The sequence below is a fragment of the Pseudomonas sp. UBA7530 genome (genome assembly GCF_002479365.1).
In the GTDB taxonomy this organism is placed as follows: Bacteria; Pseudomonadota; Gammaproteobacteria; order Pseudomonadales; family Pseudomonadaceae; genus Aquipseudomonas.
Genome location: NZ_DLMS01000013.1, coordinates 44,567 through 60,501, shown reverse-complemented (window position 1 = coordinate 60,501; position 15,935 = coordinate 44,567). Strand labels below are relative to the sequence as shown.

The 15,935-nt window shown below is 63.0% G+C and carries 17 protein-coding genes; 9 read left to right on the top strand and 8 right to left on the bottom strand.

Annotated elements, in window-relative coordinates; genetic code table 11:
* Positions 1-65: 65 nt before the first annotated feature.
* On the bottom strand, positions 66-1,706 hold the full coding sequence (locus B2U07_RS20815; RefSeq protein ID WP_296277697.1) for an AMP-binding protein: 1,641 nt from the start codon (positions 1,704-1,706) through the stop codon (positions 66-68).
* Positions 1,707-1,789: 83 nt separating this feature from the next.
* Positions 1,790-2,929 carry an acyl-CoA dehydrogenase family protein gene (locus tag B2U07_RS20810; protein ID WP_275547285.1) on the bottom strand — a complete coding sequence of 380 codons (1,140 nt, stop codon included), beginning with the start codon at positions 2,927-2,929 and terminating at the stop codon, positions 1,790-1,792.
* 162 nt (positions 2,930-3,091) lie between these two features.
* On the opposite strand from B2U07_RS20810, the gene B2U07_RS20805 reads away from it, so the two are divergent.
* Together B2U07_RS20805 and B2U07_RS20800 are read left to right on the top strand one after the other, a co-directional pair.
* The gene (locus B2U07_RS20805) at positions 3,092-4,090 is read left to right on the top strand and encodes an AraC family transcriptional regulator (protein ID WP_275547286.1); all 999 of its coding nucleotides are present in this window, start codon (positions 3,092-3,094) and stop codon (positions 4,088-4,090) included.
* Between the two features lie 41 nt (positions 4,091-4,131).
* The gene (locus tag B2U07_RS20800; RefSeq protein WP_275547287.1) at positions 4,132-4,548 is read left to right on the top strand and encodes a VOC family protein; all 417 of its coding nucleotides are present in this window, start codon (positions 4,132-4,134) and stop codon (positions 4,546-4,548) included.
* Between the two features lie 12 nt (positions 4,549-4,560).
* Here B2U07_RS20800 and B2U07_RS20795 read toward each other — a convergent pair whose 3' ends face one another.
* The 4 genes from B2U07_RS20795 to B2U07_RS20780 form a co-directional block, all read right to left on the bottom strand.
* Positions 4,561-5,943 carry an ATP-binding protein gene (locus B2U07_RS20795; protein WP_275547288.1) on the bottom strand — a complete coding sequence of 461 codons (1,383 nt, stop codon included), beginning with the start codon at positions 5,941-5,943 and terminating at the stop codon, positions 4,561-4,563.
* Complete coding sequence (locus tag B2U07_RS20790; RefSeq protein ID WP_197857902.1) at positions 5,940-6,617, bottom strand: response regulator transcription factor; 678 nt, start codon at positions 6,615-6,617, stop codon at positions 5,940-5,942. The genes B2U07_RS20795 and B2U07_RS20790 overlap by 4 nt, the downstream gene beginning before the upstream one ends.
* A gap of 68 nt (positions 6,618-6,685) precedes the next feature.
* Positions 6,686-7,291, bottom strand: coding sequence for an outer membrane beta-barrel protein (locus B2U07_RS20785; protein WP_161866968.1), 606 nt, complete (start codon positions 7,289-7,291; stop codon positions 6,686-6,688).
* A 112-nt stretch (positions 7,292-7,403) separates the two neighbouring features.
* A complete protein-coding gene (locus B2U07_RS20780) occupies positions 7,404-8,576 on the bottom strand; it encodes an MFS transporter (protein ID WP_275547289.1) in 1,173 nt (390 codons plus the stop codon).
* 238 nt (positions 8,577-8,814) lie between these two features.
* Between B2U07_RS20780 and napE the strand changes: the two genes are divergently transcribed.
* Genes napE through B2U07_RS20755 form a run of 5 tightly spaced genes read left to right on the top strand, consistent with a single transcriptional unit; the run spans position 8,815 to position 12,876 of the window.
* On the top strand, positions 8,815-8,982 hold the full coding sequence (gene napE, locus B2U07_RS20775; protein ID WP_197857899.1) for a periplasmic nitrate reductase, NapE protein: 168 nt from the start codon (positions 8,815-8,817) through the stop codon (positions 8,980-8,982).
* Positions 8,983-9,011: 29 nt separating this feature from the next.
* Positions 9,012-9,272, top strand: coding sequence for a chaperone NapD (locus B2U07_RS20770; RefSeq protein ID WP_197857898.1), 261 nt, complete (start codon positions 9,012-9,014; stop codon positions 9,270-9,272).
* Positions 9,269-11,773, top strand: coding sequence for a nitrate reductase catalytic subunit NapA (gene napA / locus B2U07_RS20765; protein ID WP_296277692.1), 2,505 nt, complete (start codon positions 9,269-9,271; stop codon positions 11,771-11,773). The genes B2U07_RS20770 and napA overlap by 4 nt, the downstream gene beginning before the upstream one ends.
* A gap of 11 nt (positions 11,774-11,784) precedes the next feature.
* A complete protein-coding gene (locus tag B2U07_RS20760; RefSeq protein ID WP_296277691.1) occupies positions 11,785-12,270 on the top strand; it encodes a nitrate reductase cytochrome c-type subunit in 486 nt (161 codons plus the stop codon).
* Between the two features lie 9 nt (positions 12,271-12,279).
* On the top strand, positions 12,280-12,876 hold the full coding sequence (locus B2U07_RS20755) for a cytochrome c3 family protein (RefSeq protein ID WP_197857895.1): 597 nt from the start codon (positions 12,280-12,282) through the stop codon (positions 12,874-12,876).
* Between the two features lie 316 nt (positions 12,877-13,192).
* Here B2U07_RS20755 and B2U07_RS20750 read toward each other — a convergent pair whose 3' ends face one another.
* The gene (locus B2U07_RS20750; protein ID WP_197857969.1) at positions 13,193-13,651 is read right to left on the bottom strand and encodes a TlpA disulfide reductase family protein; all 459 of its coding nucleotides are present in this window, start codon (positions 13,649-13,651) and stop codon (positions 13,193-13,195) included.
* Between the two features lie 48 nt (positions 13,652-13,699).
* On the opposite strand from B2U07_RS20750, the gene B2U07_RS20745 reads away from it, so the two are divergent.
* Complete coding sequence (locus B2U07_RS20745) at positions 13,700-15,106, top strand: PilZ domain-containing protein (protein ID WP_197857894.1); 1,407 nt, start codon at positions 13,700-13,702, stop codon at positions 15,104-15,106.
* Between the two features lie 114 nt (positions 15,107-15,220).
* A complete protein-coding gene (locus tag B2U07_RS20740) occupies positions 15,221-15,613 on the top strand; it encodes a hypothetical protein (RefSeq protein ID WP_197857893.1) in 393 nt (130 codons plus the stop codon).
* A gap of 48 nt (positions 15,614-15,661) precedes the next feature.
* Here the strand turns inward: B2U07_RS20740 and B2U07_RS20735 are convergent, their stop codons facing one another.
* Entirely contained in the window at positions 15,662-15,862 is a 201-nt protein-coding gene (locus B2U07_RS20735; RefSeq protein WP_197857892.1) for a hypothetical protein, read from the bottom strand.
* Positions 15,863-15,935: the final 73 nt, after the last annotated feature.

Here is a 15,935-nt window from a genome sequence, read left to right as displayed (position 1 = left end):
GCTTGTTCGAAGTAATCCGGATGCAATCCGGGTTGGCGCTTAACGGCTTGCATGCCGGTGAAGGGTCAAGATTCCCAGATGATCACAGCATCACCGGGCATGGCGGCGATGACCTCGGCATAACGCACCTCCAGTACATTGCGGCGAATCTTCATGGTGGGCGTCATGCTGCCGTTATCCACTGTCCAGGGCTCGCTGACCAGATAGAAATGACTGATGCGCTCGTGCGGCTCCAGCCCCCCATTCACTGCATGCAAATGTTCGGTCAGCGACTGCTCGAGCGCCTCGCGTGATTGTTGGCGAGCGCCGGGCGACAGTTCGATCAGCGCCAGGGGTTGATCGAGATTGCTGCCCATCAGGCACACTTGCTCGACCCAATGACTCTTGGCGATCTCGCCTTCGATGGGTGCCGGCGCCACGTACTTGCCCTTGCTGGTTTTAAAGATGTCCTTCACCCGCCCGGTAATGCGCAGGTAGCCGGCCTCATCCAACTGGCCGCGATCACCCGTGTGCAGCCAGCCGTCCTTGAGCGTCTCGCGGGTTTTCTCCGGCTCGCGGTAATAACCCTGCATCAGCGTCTCGCTGCGCAGCAGGATCTCGCCGCTGTCGTCGATGCGCACCTCGAGATGCGGCATTGGCCTGCCAACGGTGCCGAAGCGCACCTGACCGGGGCGATTGAAACAGCCGTAGGCGAAGTGCTCGGTCATGCCGTAGCCCTCGCAAATGGTCATGCCCAACCGCCGATACCATTCCAGCAAACCGGTGGAAATCGCCGCCGCGCCCGATACCAGAATCCGCGCGCGATCCAGCCCCAAGCCAGCGCGCACCTTGTGCGCCACCAGCCGCCCGAGCAGCGGAATGCGCAGCAGGCGCTCGAGCTTGTGCGCCGGCAGTTTCTCCAGCACACCCTGCTGAAAGCGCGTCCACAATCGCGGCACCGAGAAAAACACCGTGGGCCGTACCTGGCCCAGGTCGCTGGCGAAGGTCTCCAGCGATTCGACGAAGGCCACCGGTGCACCGCAATAAAGGCTGTTGAACTCCACCAGAAAACGCTCGGCAGCGTGCGACAGCGGCAGGTAGGAGAAAAACTGATCCTGCGGCGTCATGTTCATCTCCGCCGTGGCGTTGGCCGACGAGAACGCCATGGCGTGGGCAGTGAGCATCACGCCCTTGGGCTGCCCCGTCGTCCCCGAGGTATAGAGGATCGACAGCAGATCATCACCCCGTTGAACACGTGTGCCCAATAGCGGCTCATGCGCGGCCAGCAAGGCCTCCCATCGATGCTCGGCGGGCATGGTCGGATAGGGCATGGCGATGCGGGTGATATGCGGTGCGATACCGCTGGTCAGCTTGTCTGGCTCATCCAGTTTGCCGACCAAGATCACCTTGCAGCCGGCATGCTCCAGCACGTAGGCGATCTGCTCCGGAGCCTGCAGCGGATACAAGGGCACGCTGATCAACCCGGCATGCTGGATGGCCAGGTCGCTGATGAACCATTCGGCGCAATTCTTCGCCAACAGGGCGACGCGCTCGCCCGGCACGCAGCCCAGCGCCAGCAACGCACTGGCCAGGCGCCGCGCCTGTGTGTCGACCTGGCGCCAGCTGTAGTCGTGCCACACGCCGTTGACCGGCTGACGCAACCAGATGGCGTCAGGCTGGCGGTCCAGCCAGTGGTTGAAGCGTTCGAGAGGCAGTTGCAGGGTCATGAGTGATCGCCTTCTTGTTGTTATGGCTCATCACGGTGAGCGCGCTTTGACGATAGACCTCCATGGGCCGTCATGGCGCGGAACTACAGCTTCATCCCACGACTGATGATTTCCTTCATGATTTCCGAGGTACCCGCAAAGATGCGCTGAATGCGCGCGTTCGCGTACATCTTGCAGATCGGGTATTCCCACATGTAGCCCCAGCCGCCATGCAGCTGCACGCCCTCGTCGACCACCTTGCCGAGCAGTTCGGTGGTGAACAGCTTGGCCTCGGCGGCCACCTCGGGGCTGAGCTTCTTCTGGTTGTGATCCATCACGCAGCGGTCGGTGAAGACCTGCGCCACGTCGATCTGCGTGCGCATTTCCGCCAGCTTGAAGCGGGTATTCTGAAAGTGCGCCACCGGGCGGCCGAAGGCCTGGCGCTCCCTGACGTAATCGATGGTGGTCTGCAATGCTGCCTCGGCCCCGGCTACCGCGCCGCAGGCGTTGGTCAAGCGCTCCTGGGCAAGCATGTTCATCAGGTAGAAGAAACCGCCCTTGGCATCGCCGAGCAGGTTCTCCTTCGGCACCTTGACGTCGTTGAAGAACAGTTCGGCGGTGTCCTGGCTGTGCATGCCGAGTTTCTTCAACTTCTTGCCGCGCTCGAAACCCGGCATGCCGCGTTCCACTAGGAACAGGCCCATGGCGTGCTTGTTGGCCGGATCGGTCTTGGCCGCAACGATCACCACATCGGCCAGGTAGCCATTGGAGATGAACACCTTGGAGCCGTTGAGCAGCCAGTGGTCGCCCTTGTCCACCGCCGTGGTGCGCATGCCGGCCAGATCGGAGCCAGCCGAGGGTTCGGTCATCGCCACCGCGAGAATCATCTCGCCGCTGATGATGCCCGGCAGCAAACGCGCCTTTTGTTCGGCATTGCCATACTCGGCGATGTAAGGACCGCACAGCGCCGAGTGCAGCGGCAGCATGAAGCCGGGCTCGTTGATGCGCGCCAGCTCCTCGCACATGATCTGCTCGTAACGAAAATCCTTGAGCCCCGCGCCGCCGTATTCCTCGTCCGCCCAGGGCAGCAGAAAACCCATCTCGCCGGCCTTGCGCCAGACACTGCGATCAACCACGCCGGCCTCTTCCCAGGCCTCCTGATGGGGCACCACTTCCTTGTCGAGAAAGGCCCCGAAGGCATCGCGGAACAGGTTGTGCTCGGTGTCGAAATGGCTGCGCTGCATGGGCGGATCCTCCGCTGTTGTTATGCCCTTGAGGTTAAGGGCCGCCTCGCGCACCCTCAATGACCCATGCGCTCAGCCTCGGTTGACCCAATCGCTCGGCTGGCTTGCCCAAGCCGAGCGCAACTGCCTACCATCGACCATCCTCGCTATCGAGACTCGAGCATGCGCGAACGTACCATCGCCAGCCATTTCGTCCGCGCCGCCCTGCGCGGTGCCGACCGCCGCAGCCTGGCCTGCGAGGCGATTCTGCGCCAGGCCGGCATTCAGCCTGCGGTGCTGGTCGAGCCGCGCGCACGCATCGCCCCCGAGCAGTTTGCCCGGCTGATGCAACTGCTGTGGGAGGCGCTGGACGACGAGTACCTGGGCTTCGGTCGCCAGCCGAGCAAGCGCGGCACGTTCGCCATGATGGGCCACGCCATCATCCACTGCCGCAGCCTGGAAAAGGCCCTGAGCCGGGGCGCGATGTTCTACGGATTGTTTCCCGACGCGCCGAGCATCCACCTGCAACGCGAGGGCGACTGGGCTCGGCTGAGCGTCGACGACAGTACGTTGTGGGACCCTGATCATTTCCTGGTGGAAAGCCTGCTGGTGATCTGGCATCGCCTCGGCAGCTGGCTGATCGGCCAGCGCATTCGTCTGGAAGAGACCACCTTCGCCTACCCCGAACCTGGGCACGCCGCCGAGTACGAACTGCTATTCCCCTGCAACCGGCGCTTCGCTGCCGCGCAAACCAGCCTGTTGTTCCATGCCCGCTACCTGACGATGCCCTTGCTGCAGGACGAGCGCACCCTCAAACAGTTTCTCCAGCATTCCCCGGCCGACCTGCTGGCCCGCCCCGACGGCGGCGACAGCCTGATCAGCCAGATTCGTCGCCTGCTCGGCCGCGACTGCCGTACCTGGCCGGACCTTGAACAGGTCGCCCAGCAGCTGCATAGCAGCCCGCAAACCCTACGCCGCCACCTGCGCGAAGAAGGCACCAGCTTCCAGGAACTCAAGGACCACCTGCGCCGCGATCTCGCCATTTATCACCTGGGCCGCGACGAACTAGCGATTCAGGACATCGCCGAACAGCTCGGTTTCTCCGAGCCCTCGGCCTTTCACAGGGCGTTCAAGAAATGGACCGGGCTGACGCCCGGGGCCTATCGGGCGCAGGGAGGTTAAGCCACGCGAACCCAGACCGAATCAGTAGCAGGAGAGATCGAATGAAAGCTCGTGTAAGCGTTATCACCCTGGGGGTAGAGGATCTTGAGGCGTCACTGCGTTTCTATCGTGATGGTTTGGGCTTCGCGACAGAGGGCATCGTCGGCCAGCAATTCGAACATGGCGCAGTGGTATTCATCGACATGCAGGCGGGCCTGCGTCTGGCGCTGTGGCCGCGCGCCAGCATTGCGCATGACACTGGCCTGGCCGTGCATCCCAGCAGCCCTACCGAAATGACGCTTGGTCACAACGTGGCCAGCGCGGAAGAAGTCGATACGCTCATGACACAGGCCAGGGCCGCGGGCGCGGCGATCATCAAGCCGGCCCACGCAACGTTTTGGGGTGGTTACGCCGGCTACTTTCAGGACCCGGACGGCCACGTCTGGGAAGTGGTGTGGAACCCGCAATGGGCCGCCTGAGTCGTTCACGACTCAGTCGTACAAACGCACCCGGAAACAGGCGCCGCCCAGCTCGGAGTCTTCCAGGCTCAACTCGCCGTCGTAGCTCTCGATGATGTCTTCCACCACCGCCAGGCCGATGCCCTGCCCGGGGTTCTGCGCGTCCAGCCGCTCGCCACGCTGCAGTACCCGCTCACGCTGATGCTGCGGCACGCCAGGGCCGTCATCTTCGATGGTGAGCAGGCAGCCCCCGGCCAGTGGCTGCAACCTGACTCGAACGCGATGCAGGCACAGCCGGTAGGCGTTCTCCAGCAGGTTGCCTAGCAGTTCCATCAGCGCGCCACGCTCCATGGTGATCTGGCTGTGCTCAGGCACTTCCAGCGTCGCCTCCACGCGTTTGTCGCGGTAGACCTTGTCCAGCGAACGGCACAAACTATCGAGCAGTGGCCAGACCTGTTCGCGATGGCGCACCAGGCCGCTGCGACGCAGACTGGCTCGCTGCAACTGGTAGCCGACCTGCTGGCTCATGCGCTCGATCTGCGCCTGCATCAGTTGCGCCTGCTCACGATTCTCAGGCTGAACGGCAAGGGTCTCACCGATGCCTTGGAGCACGCTGAGCGGTGTTTTCAGGCTATGCGCCAGGTCTTCCAGCGAATCGCGGTAACGCTCGCGCTGGCGTCGCTCGCTGTCGAGCAGGCGGTTGAGGGAGTTGGTCAGGCGCAGCAGTTCACGTGGATGTTCGTCACTCAGGCGCTGACGGGTGCCGCCCTCCACGCCATCGAGTTCATCGCTCAAGCCGCGCAGGCTGCGAAAACCCCAGGTCAGGCCGAACCAGAGCAGGCCCAGCAACACCAGCAGCGCGATGCCCAGCCACAGCCGCAACTGCCAGGCAAAGCCGTTGAACAGCCCCTGGTATTCGCGCGTCGGCTGCATGGTGACGATACTCAGGGCGGTCTGGTCGCCACCGAGCAGATCCACTTCGATGTCATATACGAAGTATTCCTGGCCGCTGTCGTCGCGAATCCGCACAAACTCGTGGCCGAGACCGTCGTAGCGCGGCAGGTAACGCACCAGTTCGTCGATGGAGGAGCGTGAGCGCCAGATCAACTGGCCGTCGCGGTCGAAGATGAAGCCCAGCAGGTGTGAGTCGAGGTTGTCGAACTCCTCGTCCGGCATCTTCTCCGGCATATGCAGTTGGCCGTTATGAATGCGTGCGGCGGAGATCAGCGCTGCAGCATCGGAGGCCAGGCGTTTCTCCACGGTCTGCTCAAGGGCCATGAGAAACACGCCTTGCAGCACGGGCATCAGCAGCAGCATGAACACCATCGCCAGCGCCGCGCTGGCCAGCATCAGGCGCAGTCGCAACGAGCCGAAGCGAATGCGCAGCTTGCGTACAAAGCGGCGCGCTCGCCTCACTTGCAGCGCTCGTTGAACATGTAGCCCTGGCCGCGCACGGTTTCTATCAATTTGCCACCCAGCACGGCCTCAAGCTTGCGCCGCAGACGGCCGACCAGAACTTCTATGACATTCGGGTCGCGGTCGTCATCGCCCGGGTAGAGCTGCTCCATCAGGCGCTCCTTGGCCACCACCTGCTGGTGGTGCAGCATGAGGTACTCGAGGATACGGTACTCGTAGGCAGTCAGCTGCAGGGATTGCTCATCCACCGAGGCCTGTTTGCGATTGAGGTCCAGCACCAGGGAACCGGCCTCGATGGTCGATTTGGTGAACCCGGAAGAGCGCCGCAGCAGGGCATTGAGGCGCGCCTCCAGTTCTTCGAACTGGAAGGGTTTGACCAGGTAATCGTCAGCGCCGCAGGAAAGCCCCTCGACCTTGTCCTGCCAGTTGCCACGCGCGGTGAGTATCAGGATCGGAAAGCTCTTATCCTGGCTGCGCAACTGGCGGATCAGATCAATGCCGCTCATGCCCGGCAAACCGAGGTCGACCAGGGCCAGGTCATGATTGAAGGACTCAGCTCGATAAAGCGCCTCTTCGGCAGTGCGCACGGCATCCACCACATGCCCGTTTTCACTGAGGCGAGTGAACAGATGGTGGCGCAGCAGCGCCTCATCCTCCACCACCAGCAATTTCATGGGACGTCCCCCTTTTTCAGTTATACGAAGGCCGGGCAGATGCCCGGCCTGGTAACGCTAAGCCATCGTCAGAAGGCAAAGTTGGCGCCGAGGTACAGCAGCGAACTGCTATGCAGGTCCAGCGAACCGGCCTTGCCTGCCCCGTGCGGGGCCATTTCAGTGCTGGCATTGGTACGCAGATAACGATAGCCGGCTTCGATCGAGGTATTGCTGTTCAGTTCCTGAAGGATACCGGCCTGCAGGCCCGCAGCAAATCCAATATCGCTGTCGCGGGAGAAGCCACGGCTCTCCTGCTCGAGCTTGACCAGGCCACCGGTCACACCGCCGAACAGCTTGGTGTTGTTGTCACCCAGCGGAACGAACATGTCATAGCTGCCGAGCAGATTCTGCTGGCGCAGTTTGTAGCCATTGTGACTGTCGGAGACATTTTCGTAAGTCGCGTAGTAGCGGCTATCAGCAGTCTTCTGACCGGCGCGGATGCCCCAGGTCCCCTCGCCATTGATCACTTTGTCCAGCTTGGGATTGCCCAGGTTGGCATTCAGCGCATTGGACTTCTGAATATTGTTGTCGGTCTGGCCCCAGGTCAGGCCGACGAAATTGTCGTTGGCCTGGGCAGCGGTTGCGCCCAGGGCCAGGCAGGTAGCCAGTGCGATACGGTTCAGGGTGATTTTCATCGAATCGTTCCTCTCGTTGCGGTTTTGATCAACTCGACAACAAGTCTGCGGGAAGACTACTGAATCACCGCTGAACTCTCCTTGAACCTGCACTGAACGAGCGACGAACAGGCTAGATACGCCGCACCAGAGCAGCTGCAGTGATGAACAACGAAGCCAGAACGCCAAGCAATGCCAGCCATCCAGCATGCTCCCAGACGTAACCGCCGACGTACCCCACCAGGCTGGAACCCAGGTAATAAGCACACAGATAGAGTGCCGATGCCTGCGCCTTGGCGCCCTGCGCATGCGCGCCGACCTGCCCACTGGCCACCGCATGAGCGGCGAAGAAGCCCAGGGTGAACAATGCCAGCCCAACCACCGCAGCGCTCAACCAAGGCGTCGCGCAGAGGGCCACCCCCAGCAGCATGAGGCCGATGCCGCCGTGCAGCACCTGGCGTGCGCCGAAACGCGGCACCAGTCGCCCGGCCCAGCCGGCGCTGAAGATCCCCAACAGGTAGACGGTGAACAGCAGGCCAATCACCGTGGCGGACAGATTGAACGGCTCGCCGGCCAGTCGGAAACCCACGTAGTTGAACAACGCGACGAAGCCGCCCATCAACAGGAAGGCCAGGGCGAACAGAACGCGCAGGCGCGGATTGCTCAGGTGCAGGGCGAAGTTGCGCAGCAACCCGCGCAGAGACAACGGCTGGGCCGTGAAATGACGTGAAGGCGGCAGCAGCCAGAGAAACAGCCCCATCGCCAGCAGGCCCAGCCCGGCTATCCCACCCAGCGCCCAGGGCCAGCCACCGATATCGCTGAGCAGGCCGGCCAACAAGCGACCGAGCAAGCCGCCCAGTGCCGTGCCGCCGATATACAGGCCCATGGCGGCGGGTAGCGCCTCGGGGTCGAACTCTTCGCCGACATAGGCCATGGCCAGCGCCGGCAAACCGCTCAGCGCCAGCCCCAGCAGTGCACGCAGAATCAACAGGCTGCCCCACTCCTCCACCAGCGCACTGGCAATTCCCAGCATCGCCGCCAGGCCCAGCGCTGCCGCCATCACCGGCTTGCGGCCCCAGCTTTCCGCCAGCGCACCGGATACCAGCAGGCACAGCGCCAGGCTCAAGGTCGTCAGCGACAGCGCCAGGCTGCTGCTGGCGGCCGAGACACGAAAGTGTGCGGCCAGCAGAGGCAGCAACGGCTGCACGCAATAGAGCATGGCGAAGGTGGCGAAACCGGCACAGAACAGCGCCAGCGTGGCGCGCCGATAACCAGCACTGCCACGGCTGAGATGAGAAGCGGACATAGACTGGATGACTCACGGAGCATGTTGCGGACAAGCGACGCTTCGACAAGCGAATTCGATCGGAGCGATCGCGCGCCTGCGAACGAACGAAGAGCAAATATTAGCACGCTATCGATAATTTCGAACGCGTCCCCCTTATCTCGATCGTTCTGCCTCTACCTTGATCCAGCTCAACTGACTTTGCCCTTACCAATGCTAGGGTCTAGCCTGAGATACGGAACGCAATGGAGCCGAGCGAATGGACACCACGCCCGAACGCAGCGCCACGAAAGGCAAGGAAACCCGCCTGTTCGTCTTTCTTGTCGTCTGCCTATTCCCCCTCCTGTCCGTGGCGCTGGTCGGCGGCTACGGATTCATCATCTGGTTCACGCAGATGCTATTCGGGCCACCAGGCCCACCGACCTGATCCCCTTTTACCCGACGGAGCCACGGAACATGGCCGCCCCCCTGCACATATCCAGCCTGCTGGTCCACGTTAGGCCCGAGCTGCTCGCCGCGGTGAAAGCCAATCTGCGCCAGCTCGATGGTCTCGAACTGCACCAGGAAAGCCCCGAGGGCAAGCTGGTGGTGGTACTGGAGACCGAGCATGAGCGCCACATTCTCGCGCGTATCGAACAGATCAACGCATTGCCGGGCGTGCTCAATGCAGCTCTGGTCTACCACGAACTCCTCGAGCCAGAAGGAGACTCAAAATGAAGCTTTCCCGCCGTGAATTCGCCAAAGCCAACGCCGCTGCCATCGCAGCAGCGGCGGCCGGCCTGCCCATCGTGAGTACCGCCAGCAACCTGATCACCGAGGCGGACATGACCCGCCTGGACTGGAACAAGGCGCCCTGCCGCTTCTGCGGCACCGGCTGTAGCGTGATGGTCGCCACCCGCGACAACCGCGTGGTGGCCACCCACGGCGACGTCAAAGCCGAGGTCAACCGCGGCCTGAACTGCGTCAAGGGCTACTTTCTGTCGAAGATCATGTACGGCGTCGACCGTCTGAATCAGCCGCTGCTACGCATGAAGAATGGCGTGTACGACAAGCAGGGCGAGTTCCAGCCGGTGAGCTGGGAGCAGGCCTTCGACATCATGGAAGAGAAGACCAAGCAAGCGCTGCGCGAGCATGGTCCGGAGGCCGTCGGCATGTTCGGCTCCGGCCAATGGACGGTGTGGGAAGGCTACGCCGCCAATAAGCTGATGAAAGCCGGCTTTCGCAGCAATAATATCGACCCCAACGCGCGCCATTGCATGGCCTCGGCGGTGATGGGCTTCATGCGCACCTTCGGCATGGACGAGCCGATGGGTTGCTACGACGACATCGAGGCCGCCGACGCCTTCGTGCTGTGGGGCTCGAACATGGCCGAGATGCACCCGATCCTCTGGAGCCGGGTCACCGATCGCCGCCTCAGCCACCCGAATACCAAAGTCGCCGTGCTTTCCACCTTCGAGCACCGCAGCTTCGATCTGGCCGACATCCCGCTGGTGTTCAAACCGCAGACCGATCTGTTGATCCTCAACTACATCGCCAACCACATCATCGAAAGCGGCGCGGTGAACGAGGACTTCATCGGCAAGCACACCAAGTTCGTGCGTGGCGCCGACGATATCGGCTACGGCCTGCGCGCCGACAATCCGCTGGAAATGCAGGCGAAGAATGCAGCCAAGGCCAACACCTGGGAGGACATGTCCTTCGAGCAGTTCGCCGCCTTCGTCAAACCCTACACGCTGGAGCGCACCGCCAGGGAAAGCGGCGTGGCGGCCGAACGCCTCAAAGCCCTGGCCGAGCTGTACGCCGATCCCAAGCGCAAGGTCATGTCGTTCTGGACCATGGGTTTCAACCAGCACACTCGTGGCGTCTGGGCCAACAACCTGATCTACAACATCCATCTGCTCACCGGCAAGATCAGCGAACCGGGCAACAGCCCCTTCTCGCTGACCGGCCAGCCCTCGGCCTGCGGCACGGCGCGCGAAGTGGGGACCTTCTCCCACCGCCTGCCCGCCGACATGCTGGTGGCCAATCCCAAGCACCGCGAAACCGCCGAAAAGATCTGGAAGCTGCCGGCCGGCACCATCCAGGAAAAGCCCGGCTTCCATGCCGTGGAGCAGAGCCGCAAGCTCAAGGATGGCGTGCTCAAGGTCTACTGGACCCAGGTCAGCAATAACATGCAGGCCGGCCCCAACGTGATGCAGGAGATCCTACCCGGCTGGCGCAACCCGCAGGCCTTCGTCATCGTCTCCGACGTCTACCCCACCGTCTCGGCTCAGGCCGCCGACCTGATCCTGCCCAGCGCCATGTGGGTGGAGAAGGAAGGCGCCTACGGCAATGCCGAGCGTCGCACGCAGTTCTGGCACCAGTTGGTGAAGGCGCCGGGCGAGGCGAAGTCCGACCTCTGGCAACTGGTGGAGTTTTCCAAGCGTTTCACCACCGATGAGGTCTGGCCCGCCGAGCTGCTGGCCAAGGCCCCGGAGTACAAGGGTAAGACGCTCTATCAGGTGCTGTTCGCCAATGGCCAGGTCGACCAGTTCCCCAGCGAGCAGATCGAGGCCGGCTACGCCAATGACGAGGCCGAGGCCTTTGGCTTTTATCTACAGAAGGGTCTGTTCGAGGAATACGCCCAGTTCGGCCGCGGCCATGCCCATGACCTGGCGCCGTTCGACAGCTATCACACCGCACGCGGCCTGCGCTGGCCGGTGGTCGACGGCCAGGAAACGCGCTGGCGCTATCGCGAGGGCCTCGACCCCTACGTGGAGGAAGGCAGCGGCGTGCAGTTCTACGGTTACCCGGACAAACGCGCGCTGATCTTCGCCCTGCCCTACGAGCCGCCAGCCGAGGCACCGGATGACGAGTTCCCGTTCTGGCTCAGCACAGGCCGCGTGCTGGAGCACTGGCATACCGGCAGCATGACCCAGCGTGTCGAGGAGCTACACGGCGCCGTGCCCGATGCCCTGGTCTACATGCATCCGGACGACGCCAAGGCGCTCAAGGCGCGGCGCGGCAGCGAGGTCAAGGTGATCAGCCGGCGCGGCGAGATCCGCGCCCGCATCGAAACCCGCGGGCGCAACAAGCCACCGCGCGGCCTGGTCTTCGTGCCCTTCTTCGATGCCAACAAACTGATCAACAAGGTCACCCTGGACGCCACCGATCCGATCTCCAAGCAGACCGACTACAAGAAGTGTGCGGTGAAGATCGAACTGGTCAGCCTGGCCTGAGGAGAGCCGTCATGAGCCTGCGTTTTCTGCCTCTGTTACTGCTTGCCGCTTTTGGCCTGGCCATTGCCGGCGAGCTCGATTACCCCCTCGACGCCCCGGCGCCGGACGGCCGCCGCCCTGGCGGCACCCTCACTCAGAGCCTGCCAGCGCCAGTGCTGGGCAACGAGGAGAACAAGGACGTGCGCCGCGAGCGCAACTACCCGGAACAGCCACCCACCATCCCGCACAGCATTCGCGGCTATCAGGTGGACGCCAACGGCAACAAGTGCGTGACCTGCCACAGCCGAGCCGGCAGCGCCCGCAGCCAGGCACCGATGATCAGCATCACCCATTACATGGACCGCGACGGCCAGCCGCTCGCCGCCGTGTCGCCGCGACGCTACTTCTGCACCCAGTGCCATGTCACCCAGCAGGAGGTGAAACCTCTGGTCGGCAATAGCTTCCGCAACATCGACCATCTGCTCGAAGACGAAGCAGCCGGCGCGGCGAAACCCTGAGGAGGCCCCATGAAGTCATTACTGGCCCTGCTCAAGGAGTACTGGGGCATCCTGCGTCGCCCGAGCGTGCACTACAGCCTGGGCTTTCTCAGCCTCGGCGGGTTCATCGCCGGGATCATCTTCTGGGGCGGCTTCAACACCGCTCTGGAGGCGACCAACACCGAGCAATTCTGCATTTCCTGCCACGAAATGCGCGACAACGTGTACGTCGAGTTGCAGGACACCATTCACTACAGCAACCGCTCTGGCGTGCGCGCCACCTGCCCCGACTGCCACGTGCCGCACCAGTGGACGGACAAGATCGCACGCAAGATGCAAGCCTCCAAGGAGGTCTGGGGCAAGATCTTCGGCACCATCAACACCCGCGACAAGTTCCTCGCCCACCGCCGCGAGCTGGCCGAGCACGAATGGGCGCGGCTCAAGGCCAACGACTCACTGGAATGCCGCAACTGCCACAACTTCGATTACATGGACTTCACCAAACAGAGCCCGCGCGCCCGGCAGATGCACTCCAGCGCGCTGGCCAACGGTGAAGCTACCTGTATCGACTGCCACAAGGGCATCGCCCACCAATTGCCGGACATGAGCGGGGTGCCGGGCTGGTAAGCGCTGTGCTATCAGGTTCGCGGGCAACACGGATGGTGCGCCCTGAGCCCAGGGTAGTGCAGTGCGCGTTATGCGCCGCGCGTCACTGACTACCGCATTCGCTCGAGACGGGCCTGAATCCTAGCCCGGATGCAATCCGGGGAAGCGCGGCGCTCATTCCGGCTTGCATCCGGCTAATAGGCTGCCAAGGCAGTGCCCACCACCTGCCCGATATTTGATGGCGAGTTTGGTCAGCGCCGTGGGTGCCTGTCGGGTGCGCTGTGCACACTGCAGGCAGCGCAATGTCCGACATGGGCACGGCGCATCCCAGGCGTTTTCAATCACCGCGCAGTTGTTGCAAATGCGCCAGCAGGCCGGCTGCCGTCTGCTCGCCCACCAGGCGCTCACGCAGCTTGCCATCGGCATCGACGATGTAGGTCACCGGCAGTACATCATTGCGTGGCAGTTCGAAACGTGCGGCCGGGTCCTGCGCCAGCACGGTGAAACGGATGTCGAAGCTGTCCGCCGCACGCTTGAGGTCATCGCCCTGCAACGCATCGAAATTGACGCCGATCACCCGTGCCGACCGGTTTTTCAGCTCATCTTCCAGCGCATTGAGCTCAGGGATTTCCGTGCGGCATGGCGCGCACCATTCGGCCCAATAATTGATAACCAGCCACTGGCCATCAAGGCTGTCAGCCGTTACCTTTCGTCCATGCTGATCAGGGCCGAAATCCTCGGCGCAAGCCGCCAGCAGCAGACCGGCGCAGATTCCCAAAACAGCCTTGCCGACCATCCGGAGCCGTAAGCCCATGTACTCGATCCTCGTCCACTCGGGGTTGATATGACGCTCAATGCACTGCGCCTGGAAGTACCGGATATCCGCGAGGACAACGACGTATCGCCAGCGGAGGTAGTCCAGCGACTCGCGGCGGCCCGTCACCTGGAGCCGGAACATGGCCTGCAACAGGTGCTGGGGCTACTGTTCACGCTCAATCGCAGCGCTCTGACCTTACTGGAAAGGCAGCGTACGCTGCAAAATTTCAGTGACGAATATCGCCATTACGTTGGCCTCGCCAATCGCCAGCAGCCACCCAGCACGCTGTTCGTACGCCTGTGTGGCGAGTTGGCGATCGGTTTCAAGCGCCTGCTGCTACAGATTCTGCAAGGTCGTCAGCCGTCGCTGCCGCACCTGGCCTGGTGCCTGTACATGGCCCAGCATTTCCTCGCCCAGCAGTTGCTGCGCCACTACCAGCTCTATCAGGAGCCACCGGCGGCACTCTGGCGCGACAGCCACCTGCTGTACTGGATCGGCGAGCACCAGCAGTGCCTGGACGAGCCGGTAGCCGCCGCCTTCGAGCCGAAGCCGGCCAGCGACCTGCGCGGGCTGTACCAACAGATGCTGCTACTGGCCCTGAGCAACCCCTTTCACCTCGACGAAGGCGAATGCCTGACCCTGTTCAACGCACTCGCACCGTTGGCGTCGGTGGCCAGGCTGCAAAGCTGGGACGAGGAAGATGATGCCGAGGGTCCGCTCGTCGACCTCAGCCAGTCCAAGGCTTGCCTGGGCTTCGAACAGCCGGTGGAGGGCGAGGCGGCCAACCTGCGCCGTTTCGAACTGGGCGCACTGCTGATCGCGCTGCACGAACCGGCGCCTCTGCAAAGCGCTCAGGAGCGCCAGCTTCTCGAACGGGTACGCCAGCACTGGCTGGGTCGCCAACAACGGCGTCACCAGCGCGCCGAGCTCGAAGGCCAATGCAGCCTGGTGGTCGGCCTGGCGGCTATTCACGCGCAACTGCTGGACAAGCTGCCGCAGCGCACCGAGGCAAATTTGCTCGATGCCAGCCCCGGTGGCGCGCGCCTGCTGTGCAACGCCAATGAAGGTACACCGCTGCAGGTCGGCCAGTTGCTTCTGCTACTTACCGGCGGTACGCCGACCCTGGCATTGGTGCGCTGGCGCCATCAGGGCAGCGAGGGTCTGCACCTCGGCCTGCGCTATCTGAAGGGGTTGCCGCGGCCGGTGTGGCTGCGGCGCGCGCCCAATGCCCAAACCCATCCCGGCGTCCTGCAGAGCACCCCGGCGCCGGGTAACGGCTGGTACCACGGCCTGTGGCTGCCCAATGGCCAGTTCAGCGTCGACGAACATCTGTGGTTGCAACTGGCCAACGTTCACAACCAGGCGATCGTGCAGCTTCCCGAGAGCAACCTGCAGACATCGGCTGTCACCCGCCACCCGCTGCGTCTGGCCTGATACGCGAAACTGCGACCCCAGTCACGCGGCGCGCCTGCCGAGTGCACAGTTTCGCCAACAGGTGGCTGCTTATAATCCCGGGCACCCAAGTCTCACCCAGTCTGGAATGTCGCCATGTCCCACGTGCAAGACAAGCTGATTGGCTCCGTGCCCTCGCGCATCGTTGACGTCGCTCACCTGCTGGTCACGCCCTATGAGGGTCGCGTGGCCGAATACAACATTGCCACCTGGCTGCAATTGCCCGGGCTGGCCAACCTGCCGGTAACGCTGCTGGTGAGCTATCGCGACGGCGACAAACGCCGCGAAGTCAATGTCGACCACGGCAAGGTCAACGCCCACGGCAAGATCCTGCTCTCAGGCATCGCCCGCATGCCGGTGCGGCAGAAGATCGAAGAGATGCAGGTACGCTTGCGTTCGGCAGTACCGGCGCAAAGCCTGGTCGTCGAGGAATTTTTCGTTCAGGCGGTCGAGCTGGCCAGCAGCGCGAGTCGCCAGGCCATGGCCTGAGACAGCACGAAAAAGCAAAACCCCGCGCATCGTCGCGGGGTTTTGCTTTCAGGCGGAGGAAGCCTCCGGGCTGCGCGAGGGCAATGCTTTCGAATCGGCGGCCTCAGGCTGCGGGTCTTCACTGACCGCGTGTTCGAGCAGCGATTCCGGCCAGCGGGCGAAACGCAGCCCGGTAATGCGGTTGAGCCGCGTCAGCGCCTCTTGCGGATCGCGTCGATGAAGGTGAATCACCCTGTCTTTGCCTGTCATTACTGCATGCGTCCTTAGCGCCCCTGCCCTGCTGGCAGTTCGATGGCCATTGCTGTTGCGATTGCCAGAAGCG